Here is a 23745-nt window from a genome sequence, read left to right as displayed (position 1 = left end):
ATCTAAAGCGTCTCTTTCTTCAAGAGACGCTCCGTTTATAACTCTTTTCCTAAAATATCTAAGTCGTACCGATTGCCGTCCATTTCCGCGATGCGTGGCAAATGTCCCCAAGTCTCAAAGCCGTGCTTCTTAAATAATTTGATGCTGGCTTCGTTGTGGCCGAAAATAAAGGCAAGTAACGTTCGGATGCCTAATGAGGGTGCCAATTCAAGCGCCTCTTGTAAGAACAATGACCCTAAACCTTTTCCACGATAGTTTTGGTTCAAATAAATACTCATTTCAACAGTACCGTTGTATGCAGGTCTGCCGTAAAACGTTTCAAAACTGAGCCAGCCGTAGATATTTCCTTCCTCATCTGTTTTCACATAGAGAGGACGTTTCTCTGAATGATTCAAAAACCACTGACGGCGGTCTTCTACTGTAACAGGTTCTGTATCGGCCGTTACTTCTCTTGAAGCAATCGTAGAATTGTAGATATCGACGATCTCTTTGAGGTCATCTTCTGTTGCCATGCGGTTGAAAGTTTTCACCATATGTACCCCCATCTTTTTTCATTCATCATACATATTATTGATGCGATTGCGCAAAATAAAAAGAAAAATGATTTCGTGTGTATATATTTTTTGAAAAGTGTTCAGAATGTTGCTGAGGTGATGAAAAATGAGAGAGGAAGAAAAGAAACGTACTTCCAAAATCACAAAAGTTCAGCAATTTTTCCGTAAGCGCTGGGTATTCCCTGCTATTTACTTGGTCAGCGCAGCGGTCGTGTTAACAGCCGTTCTTTGGTATCAAGCTGTATCGAAAGATGTGAAAGACCAACTATCTGATGGAAATCAAACAGGACAAGAACAGCGTGATGATGCCGTTGAAGTTGGAAAGCCAATTGAAAATGTCGCTATGCCGGTCCAGAATTCTGAGAATGTTTCTGTCGTGAAAAAGTTCTATGAAGCAGATGCTGATCAAAAAGAAAAAGAAGCAGCACTTGTAAACTATAATAACACCTATACCTTAAGCAAAGGTATTGATCTTGCAGATAAAGATGGCAAAGTGTTTGATGTCACAGCTGCTCTTAGTGGAACAGTCGTTCAGGCGAAAAAAGATCCAGTTCTCGGTCACGTTGTTGAAATTGAACATGAAGATGGATTGTCTACTGTTTATCAATCGTTGTCTCAAGTGAGTGTAAAAGAAGGCGATGAAGTAAAGCAGAATGATGTCATCGGTGCTTCTGGTAAGAATCTATATGGTGCTGAAAGCGGCAACCATGTTCACTTTGAAATTCGTATGGAAGGTTTAGCGCTTAATCCACTTAGCTTCATTGATAAGCCTGTTTCTTCCATTGAAAAAGCAGCGCAAGAAGTGACGGAAGAAGCAAAAGAACCTGCTCAGCCAAAGGTTGATGAAAAAACGAAGGAACCTGCTGCTGACGATAAGGCTAAAGAGCCAGCTGAAGAAAAATCTGAAGAAAAATCTGAAGATAAGTCTGATGAGAAGGGGAAATCCTCTGATCAAGAAAAGTCTTCTGATTCCTCTAAAGACCGCAGTCAGTCAGAAGAAACAAAACAATCTTAATGTCATGTCCTCTGTGTAGATAAATGCACAGAGGTTTTTTTCTGTCTTTAAAAAAACCTCCGCCATATGGCGGAGGGATGCTATAGGGCGGCAGGTCCTTCTTCACCTGTCCGAATGTTGATTGTATTTTCTATCTCATATATAAAAATCTTCCCATCCCCTGGTTCGCCTGTACGCAGTACTTTCTGTGCTGTTTCCACGACCTGTTCAACAGGTACTTTGCTTAAGACGATTTCAATCTTTAAACGTTCGTACACATTGCTTTCCTTTTTGACGCCACGGTATAGTTCCGTATGTCCCTTTTGTAATCCGCAGCCGTGCACATTGGAAAAGGTAATCGAGGTGACACCAATCTTTCCAAGCTCCACCTTTAATGTTTCAAAATTAGCTGGACGTGTGACAATCTCCACTTTATACATTTTGCTCATAGAGACACCCCTTTTTCTTTAATCTTGATATGCTTTTTCGCCGTGCATCGTTAAATCAAGACCGACTGATTCTTCTTCTTCAGTTGCGCGAATCTTGAAGAAGATGTTGACGACTTTGATGATCACGTATGTGACAACTGCAACAAAGACGTATGTGACCACGATGGCGACAACTTGTTTCCAAAGTAAGCTTGGATCGCCGTAAAATAAGCCGTTGGCTCCGCCATCATTGACAGATGTAGTGGCGAAAAGGCCTGTAGCAATGCCTCCCCACGTACCGCCGATTCCGTGCAGACCGAATGCATCCAGTGCATCATCATAGCCGAACTTGGCTTTAAGTGAATAGACGCCCCAGAAACAAACGATTCCGCCGATGATTCCGATGATAATCGAAGCAAATGGTGTGACAAAACCTGCGGCAGGTGTAATCGCTACTAGGCCTGCAATGGCTCCAGAGATTGCACCTAGCATCGTTGGTTTTTTGTTGATCATCCATTCGACTAACAGCCAGCCGATGATTCCTGCAGCAGCTGCTGTATTGGTGTTAATGAAGGCATACATGGCGACACTGTCTAATGTGAGGGCACTTCCTACGTTAAACCCAAACCAGCCAAACCAAATCACAGCTCCGCCAAGAAGTGTGTAGATCAAGTTATGCGGAGAAGAACTTGCCGCTTCTTTTCGCTTCCCGAGAACAATGGCTACGACTAGACCAGCCACACCGGATGATATGTGGACGACGTTTCCACCGGCGAAGTCAAGTGCTCCCATTTCGCCAATCCAGCCGCCACCCCATACCCAGTGTGCGACTGGAGCGTATACAAATGTGACCCAAAGGAGCGTAAACACGACCACCGCTGAGTAACGAATACGTTCAGCGAAGGCACCAGAGATAATGGCTGTTGTGAGGACAGCAAAGGTCATTTGGAACATCATGAACAATGAATGTGGAATCGTATCACTATATGAACCAGGTTCAAAGCCAACTCCTTTTAGTCCAACCCAGTCAAAGCCTCCGATCCATGCATTGCCTGGCGCAAAGGCCAGTGAATAGCCAAACACGATCCAGACGATAGAGACAATGGCTAGTGAGGTTAAGCTGTGCATTGTCGTACTTAACACGTTTTTACTTCTCACAAGTCCTCCGTAGAATAAGGCTAAACCCGGTGTCATTAACCACACGAGTAGTGCGCAGAAGAACATAAATACTGTATCACCCATTTGCATGCTGCATTCCCCCGAATCATTCAGAATTAATAGATTTCTTAATTCTTCATTATAGAGAGAAAAGTCATATATAACATATTAATGTAAGTTTATCTAACATGGTTTTTTGGTCATTATCAATATAAATGGATGAAAAGTTCGTAAAAAATGAGAATAAACGTGTATGAACGACGAAAAATAAAGGGCATTTGACCTATAAAATCGAACTGAGAAACAATTTGGTTCGCTCCTCTTGAGGGGAATCAAATAATTCTGATGGGGTACCTTGTTCGACAATTCGTCCTTCATGCATATAAACAACTCGGTCAGCTACTTCTTTTGCGAAGCCCATTTCATGAGTGACGATGACCATTGTCATGCCTTCTTTGGCAAGACTTTTCATGGTTTGCAGCACTTCGCCTACAAGCTCTGGGTCCAGCGCAGAAGTGGGCTCGTCAAATAACATGACATCGGGCTTCATGGCGAGAGCTCGTGCGATGGCAACGCGCTGTTTTTGACCGCCTGATAGCTTTGAAGGGTACACTTTTGCTTTATCCGCAAGTCCGACTTTCTCTAATAAGACATTGGCTTCAGTTATCGCTTGTGCTTTCTTTGTTTTTTTCACCATGACCGGTGCTTCGATGATGTTTTCAAGCACGGTTTTGTGCGGGAAGAGATTAAAATGCTGAAACACCATGCCTATTTTCTGCCTCATTTCGTTTAATTGATCTCGTTTTGGATGAACGGGACTGCCATCAATGATGATCTGACCGTCATTTTTTATTTCTAAAAAATTCATACAACGGAGCAAGGTGCTTTTCCCAGAGCCGCTTGCACCAATTAAGACGACGACATCATTTTCATATACAGTGAGGTCGATATCTTTTAAGACATGCAGTTCTCCAAAGTATTTATTCAGTTTTTCAACGCGAATGATCTCTTTTGATTCTGTCATGCTTCTCCTCCTAATGATCACTGACTGATAGTTTCTTCTCAACGGTTTGCACAGCGAATGTTAGCAGCAGGACAAGAACTAAGTAATAGACAGCCACGACAAGTAAGTACGTCATGTTGTCAAAACTGTTGGAGCCTTGAGTGGTGGCTATGTTAAAGAGTTCATTGACGCTGATGAAGGCAGCAAGTGATGAATCTTTTAAACCGATAATAAACTGATTGCCGAGAGGGGGGAGGGCACGCCGCATCGCTTGCGGGAGAATGATACGTCTCATGGTTAGAAATCGCCCCATGCCAAGAGAACGTCCTGCTTCTTTTTGACCTTGATCGATTGATTGAATCGCCCCTCTGAATATTTCTGCTATATAGGCACCGTTATGGAAGGCAAGCGCAATAGAGGCTGCCCAAAAGTCGGGTATATTTAATTCTGTCAGCCCAAAATACAGGATGAAAATCTGCACAATGAGTGGTGTCCCGCGTACAAGAAAGATATAGGAATTTGCGATATAACCGAAAACGGCCACGCGGGATATTTTTAGTAAGGCAAAGAAAAGCCCGATGAACATGCCGATGAAAATACTGATGACAGTGAGTTGTAAGGTGAGCAGCATTCCTTCTAAGAAAACGCCTCTAGAATCAATCAGCGTTTGAAAAAAATGTGATAAGGTAGGCAAAACAATCATCTCCATTTGAAGAAAGTGCGCCTAGAGAAAGGCGCACAATCGTGGTTTTAATCCTGTTTGACCGTAATATCTTCGTCAAAATACTTTTCGCTAATTTGTCTTAATGTTCCGTCTTTTTTGAGTGCATCAATCGCATCGTTGATTTCTTTTATGAGCTCTTTATTGTCTTTAGAGACAGCAATTGCTTGCTCACTTTGCCCGAGTCTTTCTTGTGCTTCAATTTTTAGTTTTTTCTTCATGGCTTCTGCCCCTGTGGCAAAATCAGTGACGACCGCATCGTGTTTGCCATTGGCTAGTGCTTCTAAAGCGACAACATCACTGTCGTAATATTTCGGTTCCTGACCGCTATGTTCTTTGGCAATATCCGCATAAGACGAACCTTTAGAGACAGCGATTTCTTTGTTTTTTAAGTCATCTGCACTGTGAATGTCTGCGCCGGGTCTTGTGAAGATTTGCGGACCGGAGTAGTAATACGGTTGAGAAAAAAGGACGTGTTTTTTTCGTTCCTCGTTGATGGTATGACTTGCAACGGCCGCATCAAATTTACCTGCTTTGACGCCTTCGACGATGCCTGCGAATTTATATTTTTTCTGTACAGGCTCTAGGCCCATCTTGTCGCTAATCGCATTGCCGACATCAATATCAAAGCCGGACATCTGGTTTCCATCCATGTAACTGAATGGGTGGAATTCACCTGATGCTGCAAAAATAAATTTCCCATCCTCCAAAATCGGCGACCCTTTCGCTGTAGAATTACGTTTATCTCCGTTCCCATTTGTTTCATTTGAACCACACGAAGACAGAAGTAATACTGCAACCGAGAAAAGGGCTGGGACCCAAAACCGTCTTTTTTTAATAATAAGCTTCTCCTCCTTTTCAGCCGTTCTCCGTATAAGGAGAAAGTAGGCTTTTCAATATGTGTAGCATCTTACCATTTGTTCCTCATATTCTCAATTTTATATGCGCTTTTCCAACACTTGCCCTTTTTAAAATGTATGTCTTGCTTTTCGGAGAGAGAACTTGAATTGATCAGGGTAAAAAAGGGAAATGAATCTAATAATAACGAGGAGATAGACAAAGAACGTGTATGTCAAAAGAAGGGGGCGGGTGTATGATCAAATGGAAAAACAACCGAAAAGTCTTTTTAACGGCGATTGCTTTTGGAACGATGTTAAATCCATTGAATTCCTCAATGATTTCTTTAGCCTTGCATCAAATTCAGCATGAGTTCGGTTTGTCGTTTACGACGGTATCTTGGCTCATTTCAACCTTTTATTTGGCCAGTGCGGTCACGCAGCCGGTGAGTGGACGAATTGGAGATCATGTGATGAGCCGGAGAACCTTATTTTTATTTGGACTAGTTCTAGTGGCAGTCTCAGCCATTTGTGCGCCGTTTGCCCCGACTTTTGCGGTGCTGATTGTGATCCGGCTTCTACAGGCGATTGGAAGCAGTGCGATCTATCCTTCAGGTGTTGGACTGATTCGGGATCATGTGAAGGAACGACAAGCTTCTGCTTTAGCGGTATTGTCCATCTTTGCTTCAGCGATGACAGCACTCGGGCCGACACTTGGCGGGTTTTTGATGACGATCGGCAGCTGGCCGGCGATCTTTTTAGTGAATCTGCCATTCATATTGATCAGTTTTTTTCTAGGCCTTTCCTTGTTTCCTAAGGAGAAGAAGAAAAAATTGCGTATCGGAGACACTGTCCGAAAGCTTGATTTGCCAGGGATGTTTCTATTTACAGTTTGTATTGTCCTTTTGCTTTCTTTTTTATTATCACTATCTGATGGTATTCAGTATGTACAGGGCATTCTCTGTCTTGTGAGTGCGGGTGCTTTTATATGGTGGGAATATCAGGTGGATGAGCCATTTATCCAAATTCGGATGTTCAGGCAGGAGAAACGGCTTTCGCTTGTGTATGTGCAATTTATCATTTTGAATATTTTCTTCTATTGTCTCTTTTTTGGCTTGCCAAGTTATTTTCAGGATGAATTGGGCTGGCGTGTGGAGATGACAGGTCTCTTTATGCTTTGCATGTCTGGCGTGAGCATAATGGTATCGCCGCTGACTGGCAAGTGGGTAGATCGCGGCGATGAACGGCATCCTGTTTTGGCAAGTGCTGTGCTGATGCTGGCCGGTGCTTCCGCAATGACTTTCTTTTTTATTCCTGCGCCATTCTGGGGGAAAGGACTGGTTCTTGCTTTGCTTGGACTCAGTTACGGGATTGGAAATGTTGCGCTTCAAGCTGCGATGTTAAAAGCGAGCCCTCAACAAATGATTGGCACGACCTCTGGGCTTTTTCAAACATGCAGGTACCTTGGTTCCATTCTGTCATCTGCCGTGCTTGGCATGCTGTTTGGTGAGGAAATTGCAGGTTCTCATTTTGAACAATTAGGCTGGACATTGATCATGATTTCCCTTGTCGGCATTAGCGTCAGCCTTTATTTTTCGAGTATGGTCAGAGGAAAACAAACAATGAAAAAAGCGGCTGGGATAAAGTAGAAGAGAGGTCTTCCATACTTTATCCCAGCCGCTTAAGAGTTGGACAGGTCTGATCCTTGGTCCTTTTGCTTCCTTCTGAAAATTTTGCCCACAATGTTCTCGTAAAATGTCACGATACGGTCAATTGGAGAGTCAAAGAACTTCCATAATTTATTCATGATAAAGACAACCACAATCGATACGATCAAGCTGCCTAATACATCAAATGGATAATGATGACCGACCCAGATGCGGGAGAACCCTGTCAGTAATCCAAAAACAAGCAAAATATTGCCGAGTTTTTTATTACGGGATCGAATGGCTAGTGAAAGAGCCAGTGCACCTGTTGTGTGGTCACTTGGGAAGGAAGCGTCTGCTGAGTGCGGGATGAGTGTGTCGACTTTGTGCGCCACAAACGGCCGCTCTTCATAATAAAACAGCGTAATGGCAAAATTGACGATGAGTGCCACGATGCCTGTTACACCAGAAAAGAAGACATGCTTCTTAAATTTGTGATTACCTAAAAACCAGCAAATCAATAAGACGAGGGCATATACGAGAATGGCTTTTTTCGTAATGAAAATCATGGCCTGATCTAAAAACTCAGAATGATGAGCCATCCCGTGTATGACTTTAAACAATTCGTAATTCAAAACATCACCTATACTTTCGCTTAACGCCAACTATTTTTCAAAAGACCTATCTGTTCATTTGAAATATCCTATATTTTAGCATGTTTTCAGTGAAGTTTAAAACAGTATCCTATTCTGATAGGGAAACCTTTTGTGCTTTTGCTTCTTGCGGTTTTCGTTCGCTCCAATAAAAAACACCCATGCTGAGTAACACGACAACGCCAGCAATGAGATATACATTTGAAAAATCTGTGAAGCTGACAAGCAGTCCGAAGACAAATGATCCAGCGGCAATCCCCGTATCATATAGGGTAAAGAAAGTTGCTGTGGCGTAGCCTGTACGGTGTGCTGGTGAGTGCTGTATCGCAAGTGTTTGTAGACATGGCACCAAAGAGCCGTAGCCAAGACCGATGACAGCGCCGGATAAAAGAAGCATGGTGGCTGTTTGGGTAGCGGTCAGCATCCATAAACCAATCGCAAAGAGAGCAATCGATGGATAGATCACAATATGAGGCCCGACTCGGTCAAACAGTCTGCCTGTAAATGGACGTGATCCAAGCATCGCAGCTGCAAAAACAATGAAGAAATAACTGCTTGCACCCATCAGGTGAAGTGAATTGGCATAGACTGAAATAAATGAAATGATCGGCGAGTAACAGAAGGAGATAATGATTCCAACTGCTGCCGTTTTTAAAGCACCTTTTTCAAACAGGTGAGAAAAAGTGAATCGAAAGATGACACTTCCGCCGTTTTCAGGCTCTGGCTGTCTAATCAGCATCGTGAAAGCTGCACCGATAGAGACGATGATCGAAAAGAGAAGAAATAAAGAATGGAATCCTACTTTTCCGACTTGATTCAGTGCGATAAACGGACCGATAACCACAGCGAGGTTCATTGACATCACAAAGTATCCAAGACCCTCTCCTCGTTTATGTTTCGGAATCATATCAGCTGCAATAGCACTTGCTACGGTTGTCAAAATGCTGAAGAAGATTCCTTGTACGAAACGCAGCATGAGAAGTGTTTGAAATTGATCAATTGGAATGTATAAATAAGTGAGCAGGGCAAAAGCCGTTGAAGAAAAAATCGCCATGCGTTTCTTGCCGAATTTCTCAATAATGGCCCCTGAAAATGGTCTTGTCACAATTGCTGATAATAAGAAGACCGTCACAAGGAGGCCGCCCTGTGATTCTGTTCCATTTAATTCATCCATTGTGTAAATGGGGAGTAGTGTCAAAAGGGCATAAAAAGAGGTGAATGTAAATAAATTCACCAGGACAATCATGATAAAGTCTTTTGTCCAAATGCGTTCGTTCATGGTGTATGTCACTTCCTATTCAGTTGATAATTTGTGTAAAAGTGTATGGAGGAGTTGTTTTTCTTCGTAGGTGAAATCTGAAAGACATTCTTCTTCAAATTGTTCCATCGTCTGTTTGATTTTTTGAAACTTTGCTTTTGCATCGTCTGTCATGACGATGAGATTCTCACGTTTGTCTTTTCCTTGGACTCGTTTCACCCAGCCGTTTGCTTCTAGACGCGTCACGGTTCTGGTAATCGTCGGTGCTTCGACGTTCAAATAGGTCCAAATGTCTTTTTGCGTTTTAGGACCGAATGTATCCAAACAAAAAAGTACAGTCCACTGGGACATGTACAAGTCATAAGCAGCAAGCGCTTCGTTCGCTTTTTTAGACAGCAGCCGCGCGCTTTGATGTATTTGATGTAAACACTCTCTGTTTAACGTATCCATAGGCTCACCTTTATTCGTTATTTATCTAGGTAAATAAATTCACCTTTCCTATTTTACGTGTTACACCGATGCTTGTAAAGTGAAAATTTTCGCCACTCGAAATGATTTTTTGTTTTGTCTTTTCTGATAAATCCCTTGTCCCATCTTCATTTTTAGCATATTCCCTATGCAATGCTAATACACTGTTACAAACCTGACAAAGAGAGTGTTTGAGGTGAGGGATCGTGTTTGGCATTTACTACCTAATGGATGAGAAATTAAGACGAACAAGCGCCGCTGAAAATGGATAATATTGATACGGATCTCATTTCACACTTCTCACATCCATTTTAGGGAGGTCGAGTGGTGTGCACGATTACATCAAAGAGCGAACAATCAAGATAGGAAAGTATATCGTGGAGACAAAGAAAACCGTTCGTGTAATTGCGAAAGAATTTGGAGTCTCTAAAAGTACTGTACACAAGGATCTAACAGAAAGACTGCCAGAAATTAATCCAGATCTGGCTAACGAAGTGAAGGAGATACTGGATTATCATAAATCAATCCGTCACCTGCGAGGGGGAGAAGCCACAAAGTTAAAGTATAAAAAAGAAGAAATTTTAGAAGGTGAGCCTGTAAAACAGTAAGCTTTAGTTCTTTGTTCATAAACATGATATATATATCTTCCTCTTATCGGTAGTTTCTAACCACAAATTTTGTAAAGACTTTTGTAAAGAAATATCTTTTTTTCTGCAAATTATGATAGAATATATAATTAGGGCAGAATGTGGTATTTGCTATGGAAACAGATTTTCAAGGAGGATATATATAGATGTTTGCTAGGGATATTGGAATTGATCTTGGTACTGCAAATGTACTGATTCATGTCAAAGGAAAAGGAATTGTGTTAAATGAACCATCTGTTGTCGCTCTTGATAAAAACAGCGGGAAAGTATTAGCTGTTGGAGAAGAAGCAAGACGTATGGTTGGACGTACGCCTGGGAATATTGTTGCGATTCGTCCATTAAAAGATGGCGTAATTGCTGATTTTGAAGTAACTGAAGCGATGCTCAAGCATTTTATTAACTCATTAAATGTGAAAGGGCTATTCTCTAAGCCGCGTATGCTCATCTGCTGCCCAACAAACATTACATCTGTTGAGCAGAAGGCGATCAAAGAAGCTGCTGAAAAAAGCGGCGGGAAGCATGTATTTCTTGAAGAAGAGCCAAAAGTAGCAGCTATTGGTGCTGGTATGGATATTTTTCAGCCAAGTGGAAACATGGTCGTAGATATTGGAGGCGGAACGACAGATATCGCTGTCATCTCAATGGGTGACATTGTAACCGCCTCTTCTATTAAAATGGCTGGAGACAAATTTGACTTGGAAATTCTAAACTACATTAAAAAAGAGTACAAGCTGTTGATCGGTGAGCGAACTGCAGAGGACATTAAGATCCAAGTTGCAACGGTATTCCCAGACGCACGTCACGAAGAGATCTCGATTCGTGGACGAGACATGGTGACAGGATTACCAAGAACGATTACCGTCACAAGCAAAGAAGTAGAAGAAGCATTACGTGAATCTGTATCTGCCATTGTTCAGGCTGCGAAACAAGTTCTTGAAAGAACACCACCTGAATTATCAGCTGATATCATTGACCGCGGCGTCATCATTACTGGTGGCGGAGCGCTTCTAAACGGGCTTGATCAATTGCTTGCAGAAGAGCTGAAAGTACCAGTTTTCGTTGCAGAAAATCCAATGGATTGTGTAGCAGTTGGTACTGGCGTGATGCTTGATAATATGGACAAGCTGCCAAAGCGTAAACTCAGCTAATGATTTCCCTCATTCTTTTTAGAAAGAATGGGGGATTTTTATTAAAGAAGCCTGCCAATATGCCGATATATTTCATAGAAGATTGTGTACTGATGATTTTAGGTCATGTGAAAGAATTTGAATGAGGTGAGCACGTGTTAAAAGGACTATACACCGCAACATCTGCCATGATCGCTCAAGAGCGGCGGACAGAAATGCTTTCAAATAATATCGCAAATGCGAATACTCCAGGCTATAAAGCAGATGAAGGGGCCATGCGCGCATTTCCAGAAATGCTGTTAAGCCGAATGGAATCAGGACGTTTCCAAACATCTTCAGGCAAAGGCTTTAGTATCCCGCAGCAAACGGCGATTGGCGGAATTAATACGGGAACATACATGCAGGAATTGATTCCTCAATTTACACAAGGAACATTAAAAACAACGGATCAAACAACTGATATTGCATTAGTAGAAAATAATGTGCCCATCAACCCGGAGACAAATCAAAAGTCAGCGCTTTTTTATGCTGTGAATACACCAGAAGGCGTTCGTTATACGAAAAGCAGTTCCATTACATTGAATGATCAAAATCAGTTGACGATCAATGGACGTGCCCTTCTTTCCGTGACGGGCCAGCCGATTACCGTTCAAAGTGAGAATTTCAAAGTCAACGCAGATGGAACCGTGAGTGAAAACGGACAAAACCTTGGACAAATTGATGTACGTGTTGCAATGGATACAAGAAATCTTGCGCGTGAAGGAAATGATTTATACCGTACAGCTGATAATCAGCCTCTTCCAAGTGCGGTCAATAACGGTCAAATGTCCTATACATTAAGCCAAGGTGTATCAGAGCTCTCGAACGTTGATGTGACGAAATCATATACAGAAATGACAACAGCCTACCGCGCATTTGAAACAAACCAAAAAGTGGTTCAGGCATATGATAAAAGTTTAGAAAAAGCAGTGAACGAAATCGGAAGAGTGTATTAATGAAGAAATGAAAGAGAGAGGAGGATTCTCATGCTTAGAACGATGATCAATGCAGCTGTGTCGATGAACGAGGTGCAAAAGCAGCTTGATATCATTAGTAATAACATCGCAAACAGTGAAACAACAGGGTATCGCGCAAAAAACACCCGTTTTTCAGAGCTGATCAGACAACAGTTTAATCAAGTAGATGAAAAAAATGAGCAGGTGGCAAACAGTCGTCTGACACCTGCTGGTTTAAGGCTTGGAACTGGAACGATGGTCAATGCATCCATTAACTCATTGCAAGGGTCTATTAAAGAAACAGGCCGTGACCTTGATGTTGCATTTGGTGCGCCATCTCAGTATTTGCAGGTCAATGCTGGCGGTAACATCCGGTATACAAGAGATGGCTCTCTTTATTTACAGCCAGGAAATAATCCGAATCAAGTCCAGCTGGTGACAAGCGAAGGCCATCCGATTCTTGACGAAAACGGGAATGAGATTGTCTTAAATGCAAATTTCCGTGATATTTCTATCGATAAAAATGGCCGACTTACAGCTATTTCTCGAGGCAATCAACCGAATCAGCAGGTGAATCTTGGGGTTGTTCAAGTGAATAATTCTTCAGCACTCATCTCTGAAGGAGAAAATTTGTTCTCAGTCGACGGCAACTATCAAGGCGCTTTAACGGCACTGAATGGGGCAAACCGTCAGGCCATTCAACTTCAGCAAGGTGCACTTGAAACGTCGAATGTGGACATGTCTAAAGAATTAACAGACCTCATGACAACACAGCGTTCGTATCAGATGAACTCAAGAACCATTACGATGGGCGATCAAATGCTAGGACTCATTAATACCATTCGATAATGAGCAGGCGGATGTCAGCCTCTCATGATAAAAAAGGCGGCTCGCTCAAAGTCGCCCTTTTTTTTATAAAAATCTGAGACATCTGCAAGCAGATCTTCAAGATCAATCCAGGCTTCTTTTCGTTCAAGACATGTGACGAGTGTAGCAATCTGTTCATCTGCCTTGGGCGTTTGGCTGTAGAGAAGGAATAAAATTTGGAACTTGATTCTTAATAGATCAAATTGGGCATCAACGGCTTCTTTTAGCCCTTTTTGAATATACTTCATTCCTTCATCAGTTAAATTCTCTTTAAAGCAGGAACGCACAGTTTCATAGAGACACGATACATAGGAGTGGGCAGATTTCCGGTATGCTGGGAGCCGAAGCGCTTTTTTAAAGTATTCTAGTGCTTCCTTATGACGATTCTGTCTCGACTTGATAAAACCAGCGTCATAATACACGATACCAAGCAGTTCTTGGTCATCAATCATTTTCACGTATTCGATAATTTCAATCAAAATAGCTTCTGCTTCTTCATATTTTTTTTGATCACTAAAGTTAAGTGCGAGCACAATTTTGCACCGATAAATGCTGTGGATATCCCCGTGCTTTGCAAAGATATCCATGGCTTTTTCAACATGTCGAATGGATAACAGTGAATAGCGGTTGTTATAATAAACACCACTTGTACGGAAATGAAACTCCGCTTCCTCTAGCTCATCGTCTAGCAGGGGCAGTTTTTCTTCTGCTTTTTCAAGATAGTGAATGGCATCATTTTGATCGCTCTTTAAAGATTCGTATAAACCGAGAAAAAAGTAAAAATAATATTGCAGTTGATCATTCATTTGATCTTTGTGGAGCATGAGTTCATGCTTCAGTTTTTCTAAGTCTTCTGTTTGGTTCATCCAGAGCTGGTGCCGAAAAAGCATAAGCTGATAATGTAAATGAAGCTCCTGTTTCTTTGACAATCTACGTTTATATTTGGTTAAGGACGTTTTGATCTCTTCAGCCTTCGAAAAATGTCGATGTTTTAGCATTGTATACCACGAATGGAGAAGTTTTTTAATGGATTTATCGCTTATAAAATTCATTTTTACCCTCTTATTCAATCAATGATGTAATATATATTACCATATTTGTGAAAAAACGATGAGTGTAGAGTGGATTATATTTCATGACAATAGGTAATGATAGATTCTATTTTTTACCATAAACGTTGGCTGAACATTGAAAAATGACTGCATTCATAATATACTTCAATAGGAATCAAATGAAGATTAGCGATATAGAAAAGAAGGAGAGATCAAGACATGCTTGATGCTCAGCAAATTCAAGACATTATTCCACACCGTTATCCATTTTTATTGGTTGACCGTATTTTAGAAGTTGATGGTGAGAAAAGAGCGGTTGGAATCAAAAATGTCACAGTAAATGAAGAATTTTTTAATGGCCATTTCCCAGGATACCCCGTCATGCCGGGTGTGCTTATTGTAGAAGCGCTTGCTCAAGTTTTTGGGGTCATCATGTTAGGTAAAGAAGAGAACAAAGGGAAAATTGGTTTGTTTGCAGGGATTGACAGCTGCCGATTCAAAAGACAGGTCAAGCCAGGTGATCAGCTACGTTTAGAGGTTGAAATCACACGTCTTCGCGGTCCAGTTGCCAAAGGAAAAGCAGTTGCAACAGTAGATGGCGAAGTGGCATGTGAAGCAGAACTGACATTTTCTATCGGTCCGAAAGTATCGTAATGTGTCTGACGGTTCATCTTGTATGAACCGTTTTTTATATGGAAACATTCAGCCAGAGCGGATGAGGACTTGCTTTTTTGACAAAAAAACGTCATATTAGACAAAAAAAGATGAAGGTGATAAAGAATGCTGAAAGAATTTAGAGAGTTTGCCGTCAAGGGGAATGTGATTGACCTTGCTGTCGGTGTCATCATCGGGGGAGCATTTGGCAAAATTGTCACTTCTCTTGTGAATGATTTAATTATGCCGCTTGTTGGTATTATTGTTGGGGGGCATGATTTTAGTGGATTGTCTATTAAAATCGGTTCTGCTCAAATTTTGTATGGAAGTTTCATTCAAACAGTAGTCGACTTCTTGATTATCTCCTTTTCCATTTTTATCTTTATTCGTTATTTAAATAAATTAAAACGGAAAAAGGTAGAGGAAGAAGAAGTGGTTGAAACGCCAGATCAAACCGAAGTGTTGTTAACCGAAATTAGAGATTTATTGAAAAAACAAAGCCAATCGAAAGATGTGCAATAGAAAAAGAGCGGCTCATCCCGCTCTCAGCGTGTAGACAAACCCTCGCATTCTTTGTCAGGGCTGTGCTCCGGTGCTCACGAATATTAAATTCGCTCTGCTCCGGTGCTCGCCCTTCCTAGACTTCAAAGGTTTTCTATCACGCTGAAAAGGAAGACAAAGGGCTAAAATAAAGTTCATTTTAGCCCTTTGTCAACCATCTAAGAGCGGCTCATCCCGCTCTTTTTTATGTGTTCTGTTTAAAAGCATCCAGCAGTTTTTCTCCTGATAGCCCCTCTTTGACGAGGTCTTTTAATACTTCTTCGGTTTCAGTTCTGTAACGATTTGTGATCATTTTACCGTCGAGTAATACAGATATGTTTTCTTCTAAGGCAACGATGTTTTTGACTTGGACCGATAGATGAACAGGGCGGTTGTTTTCTTTTGTAATCGTCACGAGAATCTTTACTTCTGTATGCTGCTGAAAGAGCACCTCAAACACTTGTCTATGCTTCTTTGGAATCAGTGCCTCGATCATCCAGTGATTTTCGCCATCTTCTTTATTAATGATTAAGCCGTCACGAAGGGGAATGCTGGACATTTTATCTTGCTTTGGATCAAGTTCGATTTTTAAATCAATCAGCCTAAAGGTTTTCATATTTATCACCTCACAAGCGTTCATTATTCGTAAGTATCATTATAGCATACAACATCTGTATAAATGAAACCGCTGCCTACTCAGAACTAGCTGCATATAAGTGAAAGGAGATGTTTTATGGAGTCCTATCAACTTCGAAACATACATATTGGTGAGGAAAAGGAAAGCAATGTGAGGGTCTATACATGGGGAGACATTCTCTCATTTTGTGATGTGTATATGGAAGAAGGGGAGTCCCTCACTTTTCAATACGTGACAGACGATCAAATGGACTGTTTCGAATTTCAATTGTCAATTCATGATGGAAGGCTTTGTTTTTATTGGTTTGCGTGGGACGGGTCTGACTATATTCACATGCCTTCTAGTAATTGGATTCATTCAGATGTTTTTTATCAATTTATGAAAAATAAGTATTTCGTCAAACAAAATAAGATGATGTTTTATACGCAAGCGGTAAAAAGTAAAAATGATTGAGGAAATAAAGAATTTGAAGAACGATTTTGTCATTTTCGTTTTTTGTCTCTTGTGCTATTTCTCAGTAGACTAGGGTTAGCTGAAAGGAAAGGAGGCAAAAGGCAAAGGTCTAGCATCTCGTGGCCCTCCTCTAGCTATAGCTGATAGACTTTGCCTTGTACACATATTCACTGCGTAATAGTAGAACCAAGGTTTCTTTGTATCAGTCATGTGTCCCCTGTGAATCCCCTTATGCGTATCCGGTCATGTAACGTGACCGGGTACACTTATATTCATTGATAAGCCGATCATCCCTTGCAAATAGTGGATACTCATTTCATAATGATGATGGATTTGATAAACGGAAGGTCAACTGAAAATGCAGGCAAAAAAGGAGAGACCGATGACAAACATTCAATTAATCGCAACGGATTTAGACGGAACTTTATTGAACAGTGAGCACAAAGTGAGTCAGGAAAACGAGCAAGCGTTAAAGGAAGCAGCGGCGAGTGGGATTGAGGTTGTCGTTTCAACAGGAAGAGCGTATTTTGATGTGAAATCTATTTTTGATCAGCTTGGGATGAATACGTGGGTCATCAGTGCAAATGGAGCTGTGATTCATGATCCAGAAGGTCAGGTATATCATTCGACTGTTCTAGAAGAAGAAAAAGCAAAACACATCTTATCATGGCTTGAAGAGCGTGATTATTACTATGAAGTGTTTACGAATGAAGCCATTTACACACCAAACCGCGGCAGAGAGCTGCTGGCGATAGAAATGGACCGCTTAAAGAGTGCAAATCCAGAAACGGATCAGCGTGTTCTTGAGAAAGCGGCTGAAGTTCAATACAGCCAGTCTGGTTTTGCTTATATTGATACATATCAAGAATTGTTTCGTGAGGATCAGAATCTTTCGTTTTATAACATCTTAGGTTTCTCATTTTTTCAAGACAGATTGAAAGCCGGATGGGATGCGTTTGGACATGATTCTGAATTAACATTGGTTAGTTCGGCTGATCATAATTTTGAAATTGGAGCAAAGGAAGCGTCGAAAGGGCAGGCGTTAACCAGGCTGGCAGAAAAGCTCGGTATTCCATTAAGCCGAACAGCGGCTGTAGGAGACAGTTTAAATGATGAATCGATGATTCGGGCAGCTGGGGTTGGAATTGCAATGGGGAATGCGAGAAAGGATATAAAAGAATTAGCTGATCACGTCACGTTAACAAATGATGAACATGGTGTGGCACATATGATTCAACATCTTTTGAAATAATTGAATCGTATGTATTTGTATAAATGACATAGGATGAAGCGCATTCTACAAAAGAGGAATTCAGAACTACTTCTATTTACACCCGCTATGGAACATCATATAATTTAATTATGAATATAACCCGCTTGTAAGGAAGTTAAGGAGAGTAAACGAATGGCGCTGGAATCTTATAAGTCCGACAATCTGCATTTAATCAAGGAAGCCTTAGACTATACTCAGGTTGGCCTGACGGTGACGGACCCGTCTTTACCTGATAATCCTTTAATATATGTGAACAGGGGCTTTTTAGATATGACAGGCTATCAAGAAACCGAAGTATTAGGAAAGAACTGTCGTTTCCTTCAAGGAGATGAAACTGAACAGATTGCTCTCAAACAAATTAGGACAGCCATTGAAAACAAAGAGGCTGTCACTGTACAGTTGAAAAACTATAAAAAATCTGGTCAAATGTTTTGGAACGAGTTAAGTGTGGCGCCTCTATGGATTGATGAAAATGAAGGGAAACGCCTTTATTTCGTTGGTCTGCAAAAGGATGTTACGAAAGAGAAGGAACAGCAAGAGCTTCTTGAGCAATCCATTGATGAAGTATTGAATATTTCTGTCCCGATTGTTCCGGTGAAGGATGGTATTTCTGTCCTGCCGATCATAGGTACGTTAACAGCGCCAAGATTTGATAAAATCATCTCAACAGTCTCCACTTATATCTCTCAATCCAAAGACGATTACTTTATTGTGGATCTGTCTGGTTTATTAGAGGTGGATTCATTTGTGGCAGATGCGATCTTTAAGCTGAATGATTTGATTTTAATGACTGGCACAGAACTGATCGTGACAGGTATTAAACCAAATCTTGCGATGAAAATGGGAGAAATGAGAGAGGACTTCCGTGAGTTGAACACGTATATGAATGTGAAATCTGCATTGAAAAAGCTGCAAATTTAAGCATTCCTTTAGATGTGATGAAATAAAGAGGACTTTTCATCAAGTTTGAGAAAAGTCCTCTTTTTGCTGTCATTACGAAGATTGAGCGGCTGCACTTAACGTGAATAAATCTTCTAGTTCGTTCGTTGACAGCTCTGTAATCCAGCTTTCACTTTGGATAATTTGATCATTTAGCGTTTGTTTTGTTTCGAGCATTTGATCAATTTTTTCCTCTATCGTGCCGGTTGTGATCATCTTATGGACGTGAACAAACCGCTTTTGCCCGATGCGGTAAGCACGGTCTGTTGCTTGGTTTTCTACAGCAGGATTCCACCATCTATCGTAGTGAATGACATGATTGGCGGCGGTTAAGTTTAGTCCGGTTCCTCCTGCTTTTAAAGAAAGAATTAAGATGTTGAACTCTTTTTTCTGGAAACGTTCCACCATTTTGTCCCGATCATGTTTTGATAAGCTCCCATTTAAAAATTGAACTGGTTCTCCAAACATCTTTTCGGCGAGCTGTTTGATCATGTTGCCCATTTCAATATACTGCGTAAAAATGAGACAGCTTTCTCCTTGTTCGTGTATGGCTTTTAACAGCTCTGCTAATTTATCCATTTTTAATGAACGCTTCAACAATTTCACATCTGTTCCGCTCTCTTTTAAATAAAGAGCAGGGTGATCGCAAATTTGTTTGAGTCTGCCAAGCATACTTAAAATGATGGCTTTCCGCTGCATCCCTGTTAATGAGGCCATATGTTCGAATGTATCTTTGACCAGCTGTTCATATAAAGATGCCTGCTCTGCAGATAACGGGATGAATTCTTTTTCTTCTAGTTTCTCTGGCAGATTGAGTGCGACTTCTTCATCTTGTTTTGTTCGTCTTAATAAGAATGGCTTGATCAGCTGCTGCAGCTGTTGGATTCTTTTTTCTTCACGGTCTTTTTCAATCGGAAGGACGAACTTTTTATGAAAACTGGTCAGGCTGCCGAGATATCCTTTGTTCACGAAGTCGAAAATAGACCAAAGCTCTGTCAAGCGGTTCTCCATCGGTGTCCCGCTGAGGGCAATGTGGTGCTGTCCTTTTAATTGCCTAATGGCTCTCGATTGTTTCGTATGGGCATTTTTAATGTTCTGGGCTTCGTCTAAGCAAATGGTATTCCATTTGGCTGCTGTTAATTCATCACGGTCAGAATGTGAGAGACCATACGAAGTGAGGACGATATCTGTTGATTCGTACGCTTTTGTAAAGTTCTCACCTTGTGGACGTGACGGTCCATAATGCAGAGCGACATTCAAATGTGGTGCGAATGTTTCAAGCTCTCTTTGCCAGTTCCCTAATACGGAAGTCGGTGCAATGATGAGAGATGGAGCGGCGTCTTGTTGATGCTCCTTCAAATAGGTGAAATAAGCGATCATTTGAATCGTTTTTCCAAGTCCCATATCATCTGCTAAACAAGCCCCGAATCCATGAGACCTTAAGAACAGAAGCCAGTTGACACCGTGCTGCTGATACGGGCGCAGTGTGCCCTTAAAGGACTCACTCATCTCATAGGATGGCAGCTCTTGTGTATCATTTAACTGATGAACAAGCCCTCGTAATTGAGACGAAAGTTCAAATTGAATATGGGCAAAGGCCGAACTGTCTAGCAACTCAGGAATCGACTCAGAGGAGGCCTCTTGGTCTGCGAGTTCACGTGATAAAATATCCGACATATGAAGTCCTTCGTTCTCAGCGCGCTCCATCCATTTCTTCATTTGCTGGATAAAGGTCGGGTCGATTTTAATCCATTGTCCACGAATGTTGACAAGACGACGTTTACTTTGAACAAGCTCGTTGAACTCATCTTCTGTCAGCTCAATCCCGTTTGTGGCAAAGCGCCAATTAAAGTCCATAAGGGCATCCATTCCAACGTGCGATTCGCCTCGTGGTGTGGAGGAAATCCGTGCTTTTAGCATCATGGTGCTTTCTTTGACGATCTGCCACCATGATGGGAGCAGGATCTCAATCCCCATGTTCACAAGTGTTTCACTCGCTTCAGATAGGAAGAGCCACGCTTCTTCTTCTGACATGAGGGTGGTACCAGATGTAAATGAGAGCCAAGGGACAATCTGACCGAACCGCTCCAGCTCTCTGGTGATTTTTTCTTGAAACGGACGCCATGATTTTTTTAAAGAACGGATGCCTTCAAAGAAATGCAGATCACTGTTTTTCTTATCACGCAAAAACAATTCAATTTTCCAATCATCCCCGTCGAAATCAGGCTCATTTAAACGCAAGCCGACAGTGAAAGGCGTCTCATCATCAATCCAGCCGATCGTTTCCAAGAAATCCTGTTCATCTAAAAAATGTCCCTGGAAGGAGGAAAGAGCAGGCGATTGTGCAGTCATTCGGTTCCATTTGTGCTGCAAGGCATCATCATATTGAATGTAATCCTGTACGGCAAAGGAGAACCAATCAGCTGTGTAGCCATCTAATAGGCCTTCTTTGTCTTTAAAGCGAAGCATGCCTTTTGTCCATGCCTCGAAATCTGGGACAAAATCTTCATCCTCGATGAATTCGTAAATGGTTGAGGCTGTTTTCATAAGCGGCTCTGTTTCATCCGTTAACGTCACATGGCTGAAAGTATTGAATGAATTTTTCCCTAGCAATTCAACGGTCATCCAAGGACTTAACAGGAAGGCAGGTGTGCCAATAAAGCTCACATCTTCTAAGAATGTTCCGTAAAAAGATGATTCGTGCCATTGGAAAAGCTGCCTCTTCATTTCATTTAGCGGTACAGGCTGTCCGTCCTCTGCTTGCGCTGAAATGGTGAAAGAGAAATCTTCGGTTTGTTTTGCATGAATGACAATTTGTTTATGGCGTGTCATCAATTAATTTTCCTTTCTTCATTTCCTCTTGGAACGCACGCAGCCGTTTTGTTGAATCTTGCAGCTGCTGTACATATCTTTCCCACACCGCGGTTTTTTTCGTTTTATGATAAAGCGTACGCAGTTTTTTGAGCATTTTCACAGATTCCCGGTAAGCACTTCGATTCTTTTGATCGAGAAGCAGTGAGATTTCCCGGTGGTACGAAGGAATGAGTGCTTCAGGCTCTTCCTTTGCAATCTGTTTGATCAGTTCTTTCTCCAATTCACTGATGGAGAAACCAACGAGGCTGTGTATTTCAATCCATTCTGCATAGCGTTCTTGTGCATATAAGAGCTGACTATATTCAGTAAATGCATAAGGCATACAGATTTGGAGATAGCGTTCATACAAGAAATGATCTTTCGTCTGTTTAAAGTACGCGTCTAAATAAAAGAAGAAATCGCTGACGGCTCCACGCAGTTCTCTATAAGATAGGTCAAGCTGGCAATATTCTTCTAATACATATGTGATCTCTTGATACCAAAGTTTGAGACGCTTCCAGTCCTTGCGGTTTGTGAGATCCTTTAGCCAATTGAGCACATTCGGCAGCATATCTGCATTGAGCAATTTTAATTGCTGGAAGAGTCTTTCGTCTTCTTTTAGCAAATAATCCATATGCATCAGCCCAATGGTGCGTTCAACCGTTTGCTCCTGCTGTTGGGCGCTCTTGAGTAATTCTGTTTCTTTTTTGACCCATTTCCCTCTATTTAATATAGTTCCCCACATTTCCATAAAGACCGCAACTCGTTCATGCTGGAAAGGTCCGCTGATTTGAAGAAGTGTCCGAACGGCAGTTGGTGTGTTTTCAAGAAACGGATCGAGGGAAAAGGAAAGGGCGTATGTCCTCAAATGATCCACTGAATCAAAAATGGTGTTCATGAGCTGTTCTACATATGGATTCATCGAATAAAAGTCTTTTTCGGCATCAAGACGGCCGAGATCGATTAGCTCATGGAGCCTTAACCACACATCGATGGACGTATGAATCGCATACAAACTCTTGAATTCAGGTGAAGTGGGTGCGTGTTTTTTCAGGATCGATAAATAGCCGTAATACAAATGCTGTGGCGTTTGCTGGTGCTTCGGTGTCCGTTTCAGCCAGAGGTGAAATTCCTCCTGGAAAAAATTCAGCCAGCTCTGAAGTGATTGTTCATCTGGGCGCTTCACTTGGAAGTGCTGACGAATGAGTTCTTTGCTGCGCTGTAATTCATCCTTCTCTGACCAATTTTCTGTAAAGCCGGTCACACTCTCTACTTGAGCGTATAGCGAAAAGAAGACAGCGAGGATGTGTTTACATAGTCCATCAGCTGGACATGAACAGCTGCTTCCCACTGGAAACAGCACATGAAGGTGGACTCTTGCTGCCACGACATCATGTACATAAGCTGACCATTCGGTATCAGACTCTTGCTTGAGCCGATATACGCTGTCCTGTCTATAAGTAATCAATGCTTTTTTGATGAGTTGCTTGTTTTCATCTGTTGAAGGAAGAAGTTCTTTGATCTGTTCGGCTGTTTGTTTGATTTCTTCTTCGTTGATGTTGTGCTGAAGCATTTGACCCGCTCCTAACCAAGTAAAAGATTCCAATTCTTTTATTATAGCTCAATGGTGATTTATAAAAAAGTTTTTCATGAAAATGGTCATAAATTTCAAAAGCTGTCGAATGATGTAATAGAGTATTGCATAAACCAACCATACAGCATATAATAATGAAATTAGTGGAATCGAAAGGATACAGACATGGATAATAAGGGTTTAAATCAAGAAGAGTTTTTAAAGATTTTGATGTACGCTCATGATATTGGTGAAAATTCCAATGATGTCACAACAAAAGAAATGCTTGAAAATCTGATTGCTCATATTCGAAATGGCCTTGTTTCATAAAAGTAGCCCCCTGCTCTCTCAGCAGGGGGTTTTTGTATGCTTTTATGAATGGAACGAAAATTCCCGGCATACGATGACATTACAAG

At 41.4% G+C, this 23745-nt stretch carries 25 protein-coding genes; 12 read left to right on the top strand and 13 right to left on the bottom strand.

The features are described 5' to 3' along the window. Positions 1 to 35: 35 nt before the first annotated feature. Entirely contained in the window at positions 36 to 533 is a 498-nt protein-coding gene (locus tag NST73_RS17180) for a GNAT family N-acetyltransferase (RefSeq protein WP_008343345.1), read from the bottom strand. A gap of 127 nt (positions 534 to 660) precedes the next feature. Between NST73_RS17180 and NST73_RS17175 the strand changes: the two genes are divergently transcribed. Then, on the top strand, positions 661 to 1569 hold the full coding sequence (locus NST73_RS17175) for a M23 family metallopeptidase (protein ID WP_144679103.1): 909 nt from the start codon (positions 661 to 663) through the stop codon (positions 1567 to 1569). 80 nt (positions 1570 to 1649) lie between these two features. Here NST73_RS17175 and NST73_RS17170 read toward each other — a convergent pair whose 3' ends face one another. The 5 genes from NST73_RS17170 to NST73_RS17150 form a co-directional block, all read right to left on the bottom strand. Further along, positions 1650 to 1997 (bottom strand): P-II family nitrogen regulator, encoded by a 348-nt coding sequence (locus NST73_RS17170; protein ID WP_007497589.1) that lies wholly within the window; start codon positions 1995 to 1997, stop codon positions 1650 to 1652. Between the two features lie 18 nt (positions 1998 to 2015). Beyond that, the gene (locus NST73_RS17165) at positions 2016 to 3224 is read right to left on the bottom strand and encodes an ammonium transporter (protein WP_342499240.1); all 1209 of its coding nucleotides are present in this window, start codon (positions 3222 to 3224) and stop codon (positions 2016 to 2018) included. A gap of 193 nt (positions 3225 to 3417) precedes the next feature. Then, positions 3418 to 4158 carry an amino acid ABC transporter ATP-binding protein gene (locus NST73_RS17160; protein ID WP_008343342.1) on the bottom strand — a complete coding sequence of 247 codons (741 nt, stop codon included), beginning with the start codon at positions 4156 to 4158 and terminating at the stop codon, positions 3418 to 3420. A gap of 10 nt (positions 4159 to 4168) precedes the next feature. Beyond that, complete coding sequence (locus NST73_RS17155; RefSeq protein ID WP_081105461.1) at positions 4169 to 4846, bottom strand: amino acid ABC transporter permease; 678 nt, start codon at positions 4844 to 4846, stop codon at positions 4169 to 4171. A 41-nt stretch (positions 4847 to 4887) separates the two neighbouring features. Continuing rightward, a complete protein-coding gene (locus tag NST73_RS17150) occupies positions 4888 to 5733 on the bottom strand; it encodes a transporter substrate-binding domain-containing protein (RefSeq protein WP_234805312.1) in 846 nt (281 codons plus the stop codon). 218 nt (positions 5734 to 5951) lie between these two features. Here NST73_RS17150 and NST73_RS17145 point away from each other — a divergent pair, with 218 nt between their 5' ends. Beyond that, complete coding sequence (locus NST73_RS17145) at positions 5952 to 7343, top strand: MFS transporter (RefSeq protein WP_035389771.1); 1392 nt, start codon at positions 5952 to 5954, stop codon at positions 7341 to 7343. Between the two features lie 32 nt (positions 7344 to 7375). On the opposite strand, the gene NST73_RS17140 is transcribed toward NST73_RS17145, so the two are convergent. The 3 genes from NST73_RS17140 to NST73_RS17130 all read right to left on the bottom strand — a co-directional run bounded on the left by NST73_RS17140 (position 7376) and on the right by NST73_RS17130 (position 9701). Then, positions 7376 to 7975, bottom strand: coding sequence for an undecaprenyl-diphosphatase (locus NST73_RS17140; RefSeq protein ID WP_008343330.1), 600 nt, complete (start codon positions 7973 to 7975; stop codon positions 7376 to 7378). A 109-nt stretch (positions 7976 to 8084) separates the two neighbouring features. Then, on the bottom strand, positions 8085 to 9272 hold the full coding sequence (locus tag NST73_RS17135) for an MFS transporter (protein ID WP_024718734.1): 1188 nt from the start codon (positions 9270 to 9272) through the stop codon (positions 8085 to 8087). A gap of 15 nt (positions 9273 to 9287) precedes the next feature. Beyond that, complete coding sequence (locus NST73_RS17130; RefSeq protein ID WP_008343328.1) at positions 9288 to 9701, bottom strand: MarR family transcriptional regulator; 414 nt, start codon at positions 9699 to 9701, stop codon at positions 9288 to 9290. Positions 9702 to 10048: 347 nt separating this feature from the next. On the opposite strand from NST73_RS17130, the gene spoIIID reads away from it, so the two are divergent. The 4 genes from spoIIID to NST73_RS17110 all read left to right on the top strand — a co-directional run bounded on the left by spoIIID (position 10049) and on the right by NST73_RS17110 (position 13337). Then, the gene (gene spoIIID, locus NST73_RS17125) at positions 10049 to 10327 is read left to right on the top strand and encodes a sporulation transcriptional regulator SpoIIID (RefSeq protein WP_008343327.1); all 279 of its coding nucleotides are present in this window, start codon (positions 10049 to 10051) and stop codon (positions 10325 to 10327) included. A gap of 185 nt (positions 10328 to 10512) precedes the next feature. Continuing rightward, on the top strand, positions 10513 to 11514 hold the full coding sequence (gene mbl / locus NST73_RS17120) for a cell shape-determining protein Mbl (RefSeq protein ID WP_012011515.1): 1002 nt from the start codon (positions 10513 to 10515) through the stop codon (positions 11512 to 11514). A gap of 134 nt (positions 11515 to 11648) precedes the next feature. Further along, positions 11649 to 12488 carry a flagellar hook-basal body protein gene (locus NST73_RS17115; RefSeq protein WP_017360018.1) on the top strand — a complete coding sequence of 280 codons (840 nt, stop codon included), beginning with the start codon at positions 11649 to 11651 and terminating at the stop codon, positions 12486 to 12488. Between the two features lie 30 nt (positions 12489 to 12518). After that, complete coding sequence (locus NST73_RS17110) at positions 12519 to 13337, top strand: flagellar hook-basal body protein (protein WP_024718733.1); 819 nt, start codon at positions 12519 to 12521, stop codon at positions 13335 to 13337. A gap of 14 nt (positions 13338 to 13351) precedes the next feature. Here the strand turns inward: NST73_RS17110 and NST73_RS17105 are convergent, their stop codons facing one another. After that, complete coding sequence (locus NST73_RS17105; RefSeq protein WP_045033942.1) at positions 13352 to 14407, bottom strand: tetratricopeptide repeat protein; 1056 nt, start codon at positions 14405 to 14407, stop codon at positions 13352 to 13354. Between the two features lie 219 nt (positions 14408 to 14626). On the opposite strand from NST73_RS17105, the gene fabZ reads away from it, so the two are divergent. Beyond that, positions 14627 to 15061 carry a 3-hydroxyacyl-ACP dehydratase FabZ gene (fabZ, locus tag NST73_RS17100; protein WP_024718731.1) on the top strand — a complete coding sequence of 145 codons (435 nt, stop codon included), beginning with the start codon at positions 14627 to 14629 and terminating at the stop codon, positions 15059 to 15061. A 126-nt stretch (positions 15062 to 15187) separates the two neighbouring features. Further along, a complete protein-coding gene (mscL, locus tag NST73_RS17095; RefSeq protein WP_008343317.1) occupies positions 15188 to 15583 on the top strand; it encodes a large conductance mechanosensitive channel protein MscL in 396 nt (131 codons plus the stop codon). A 223-nt stretch (positions 15584 to 15806) separates the two neighbouring features. On the opposite strand, the gene NST73_RS17090 is transcribed toward mscL, so the two are convergent. Next, a complete protein-coding gene (locus tag NST73_RS17090; protein WP_003215215.1) occupies positions 15807 to 16217 on the bottom strand; it encodes a YwpF-like family protein in 411 nt (136 codons plus the stop codon). 117 nt (positions 16218 to 16334) lie between these two features. Between NST73_RS17090 and NST73_RS17085 the strand changes: the two genes are divergently transcribed. The 3 genes from NST73_RS17085 (at position 16335) to NST73_RS17075 (ending at position 18885) form a co-directional block, all read left to right on the top strand. Next, positions 16335 to 16691 carry a hypothetical protein gene (locus NST73_RS17085; RefSeq protein ID WP_008343305.1) on the top strand — a complete coding sequence of 119 codons (357 nt, stop codon included), beginning with the start codon at positions 16335 to 16337 and terminating at the stop codon, positions 16689 to 16691. A 391-nt stretch (positions 16692 to 17082) separates the two neighbouring features. Continuing rightward, positions 17083 to 17943 (top strand): Cof-type HAD-IIB family hydrolase, encoded by an 861-nt coding sequence (locus NST73_RS17080; protein WP_222128250.1) that lies wholly within the window; start codon positions 17083 to 17085, stop codon positions 17941 to 17943. A 153-nt stretch (positions 17944 to 18096) separates the two neighbouring features. Then, positions 18097 to 18885: an STAS domain-containing protein gene (locus NST73_RS17075; RefSeq protein WP_047945719.1), complete on the top strand. Its 789-nt coding sequence runs from the start codon at positions 18097 to 18099 to the stop codon at positions 18883 to 18885. Positions 18886 to 18957: 72 nt separating this feature from the next. On the opposite strand, the gene NST73_RS17070 is transcribed toward NST73_RS17075, so the two are convergent. After that, positions 18958 to 21735: a DEAD/DEAH box helicase gene (locus NST73_RS17070; RefSeq protein ID WP_144679108.1), complete on the bottom strand. Its 2778-nt coding sequence runs from the start codon at positions 21733 to 21735 to the stop codon at positions 18958 to 18960. Continuing rightward, a complete protein-coding gene (locus tag NST73_RS17065; protein WP_327871963.1) occupies positions 21722 to 23329 on the bottom strand; it encodes an SWIM zinc finger family protein in 1608 nt (535 codons plus the stop codon). Before NST73_RS17065 ends, NST73_RS17070 begins: the two co-directional genes overlap by 14 nt. Positions 23330 to 23515: 186 nt before the next feature. On the opposite strand from NST73_RS17065, the gene NST73_RS17060 reads away from it, so the two are divergent. After that, the gene (locus NST73_RS17060) at positions 23516 to 23659 is read left to right on the top strand and encodes a hypothetical protein (RefSeq protein WP_003214884.1); all 144 of its coding nucleotides are present in this window, start codon (positions 23516 to 23518) and stop codon (positions 23657 to 23659) included. Positions 23660 to 23745: the final 86 nt, after the last annotated feature.

Origin of the sequence: Bacillus sp. FSL W7-1034 (genome assembly GCF_038593365.1) — a bacterium.
In the GTDB taxonomy this organism is placed as follows: Bacteria; Bacillota; Bacilli; order Bacillales; family Bacillaceae; genus Bacillus; species Bacillus altitudinis.
The sequence above is the reverse complement of the archived record's forward strand: the minus strand, read 5'-3'. Positions and strand labels throughout refer to the sequence as shown.

Coding starts and splice junctions, on each gene's coding strand:
- NST73_RS17090 (WP_003215215.1), bottom strand. CDS start 16,217: ATGAAAACCTTTAGGCTGATTGATTTAAAAATCGAACTTGATCCAAAG.
- mbl (WP_012011515.1), top strand. CDS start 10,513: ATGTTTGCTAGGGATATTGGAATTGATCTTGGTACTGCAAATGTACTG.
- NST73_RS17145 (WP_035389771.1), top strand. CDS start 5,952: ATGATCAAATGGAAAAACAACCGAAAAGTCTTTTTAACGGCGATTGCT.
- NST73_RS17175 (WP_144679103.1), top strand. CDS start 661: ATGAGAGAGGAAGAAAAGAAACGTACTTCCAAAATCACAAAAGTTCAG.
- NST73_RS17070 (WP_144679108.1), bottom strand. CDS start 21,735: ATGACACGCCATAAACAAATTGTCATTCATGCAAAACAAACCGAAGAT.
- NST73_RS17110 (WP_024718733.1), top strand. CDS start 12,519: ATGCTTAGAACGATGATCAATGCAGCTGTGTCGATGAACGAGGTGCAA.
- NST73_RS17130 (WP_008343328.1), bottom strand. CDS start 9,701: ATGGATACGTTAAACAGAGAGTGTTTACATCAAATACATCAAAGCGCG.
- NST73_RS17060 (WP_003214884.1), top strand. CDS start 23,516: ATGGATAATAAGGGTTTAAATCAAGAAGAGTTTTTAAAGATTTTGATG.
- NST73_RS17085 (WP_008343305.1), top strand. CDS start 16,335: ATGGAGTCCTATCAACTTCGAAACATACATATTGGTGAGGAAAAGGAA.
- NST73_RS17155 (WP_081105461.1), bottom strand. CDS start 4,846: ATGGAGATGATTGTTTTGCCTACCTTATCACATTTTTTTCAAACGCTG.
- mscL (WP_008343317.1), top strand. CDS start 15,188: ATGCTGAAAGAATTTAGAGAGTTTGCCGTCAAGGGGAATGTGATTGAC.
- NST73_RS17165 (WP_342499240.1), bottom strand. CDS start 3,224: ATGCAAATGGGTGATACAGTATTTATGTTCTTCTGCGCACTACTCGTG.
- NST73_RS17160 (WP_008343342.1), bottom strand. CDS start 4,158: ATGACAGAATCAAAAGAGATCATTCGCGTTGAAAAACTGAATAAATAC.
- fabZ (WP_024718731.1), top strand. CDS start 14,627: ATGCTTGATGCTCAGCAAATTCAAGACATTATTCCACACCGTTATCCA.
- NST73_RS17065 (WP_327871963.1), bottom strand. CDS start 23,329: ATGCTTCAGCACAACATCAACGAAGAAGAAATCAAACAAACAGCCGAA.
- NST73_RS17170 (WP_007497589.1), bottom strand. CDS start 1,997: ATGAGCAAAATGTATAAAGTGGAGATTGTCACACGTCCAGCTAATTTT.
- NST73_RS17105 (WP_045033942.1), bottom strand. CDS start 14,407: ATGAATTTTATAAGCGATAAATCCATTAAAAAACTTCTCCATTCGTGG.
- NST73_RS17180 (WP_008343345.1), bottom strand. CDS start 533: ATGGTGAAAACTTTCAACCGCATGGCAACAGAAGATGACCTCAAAGAG.
- NST73_RS17075 (WP_047945719.1), top strand. CDS start 18,097: ATGGCGCTGGAATCTTATAAGTCCGACAATCTGCATTTAATCAAGGAA.
- NST73_RS17135 (WP_024718734.1), bottom strand. CDS start 9,272: ATGAACGAACGCATTTGGACAAAAGACTTTATCATGATTGTCCTGGTG.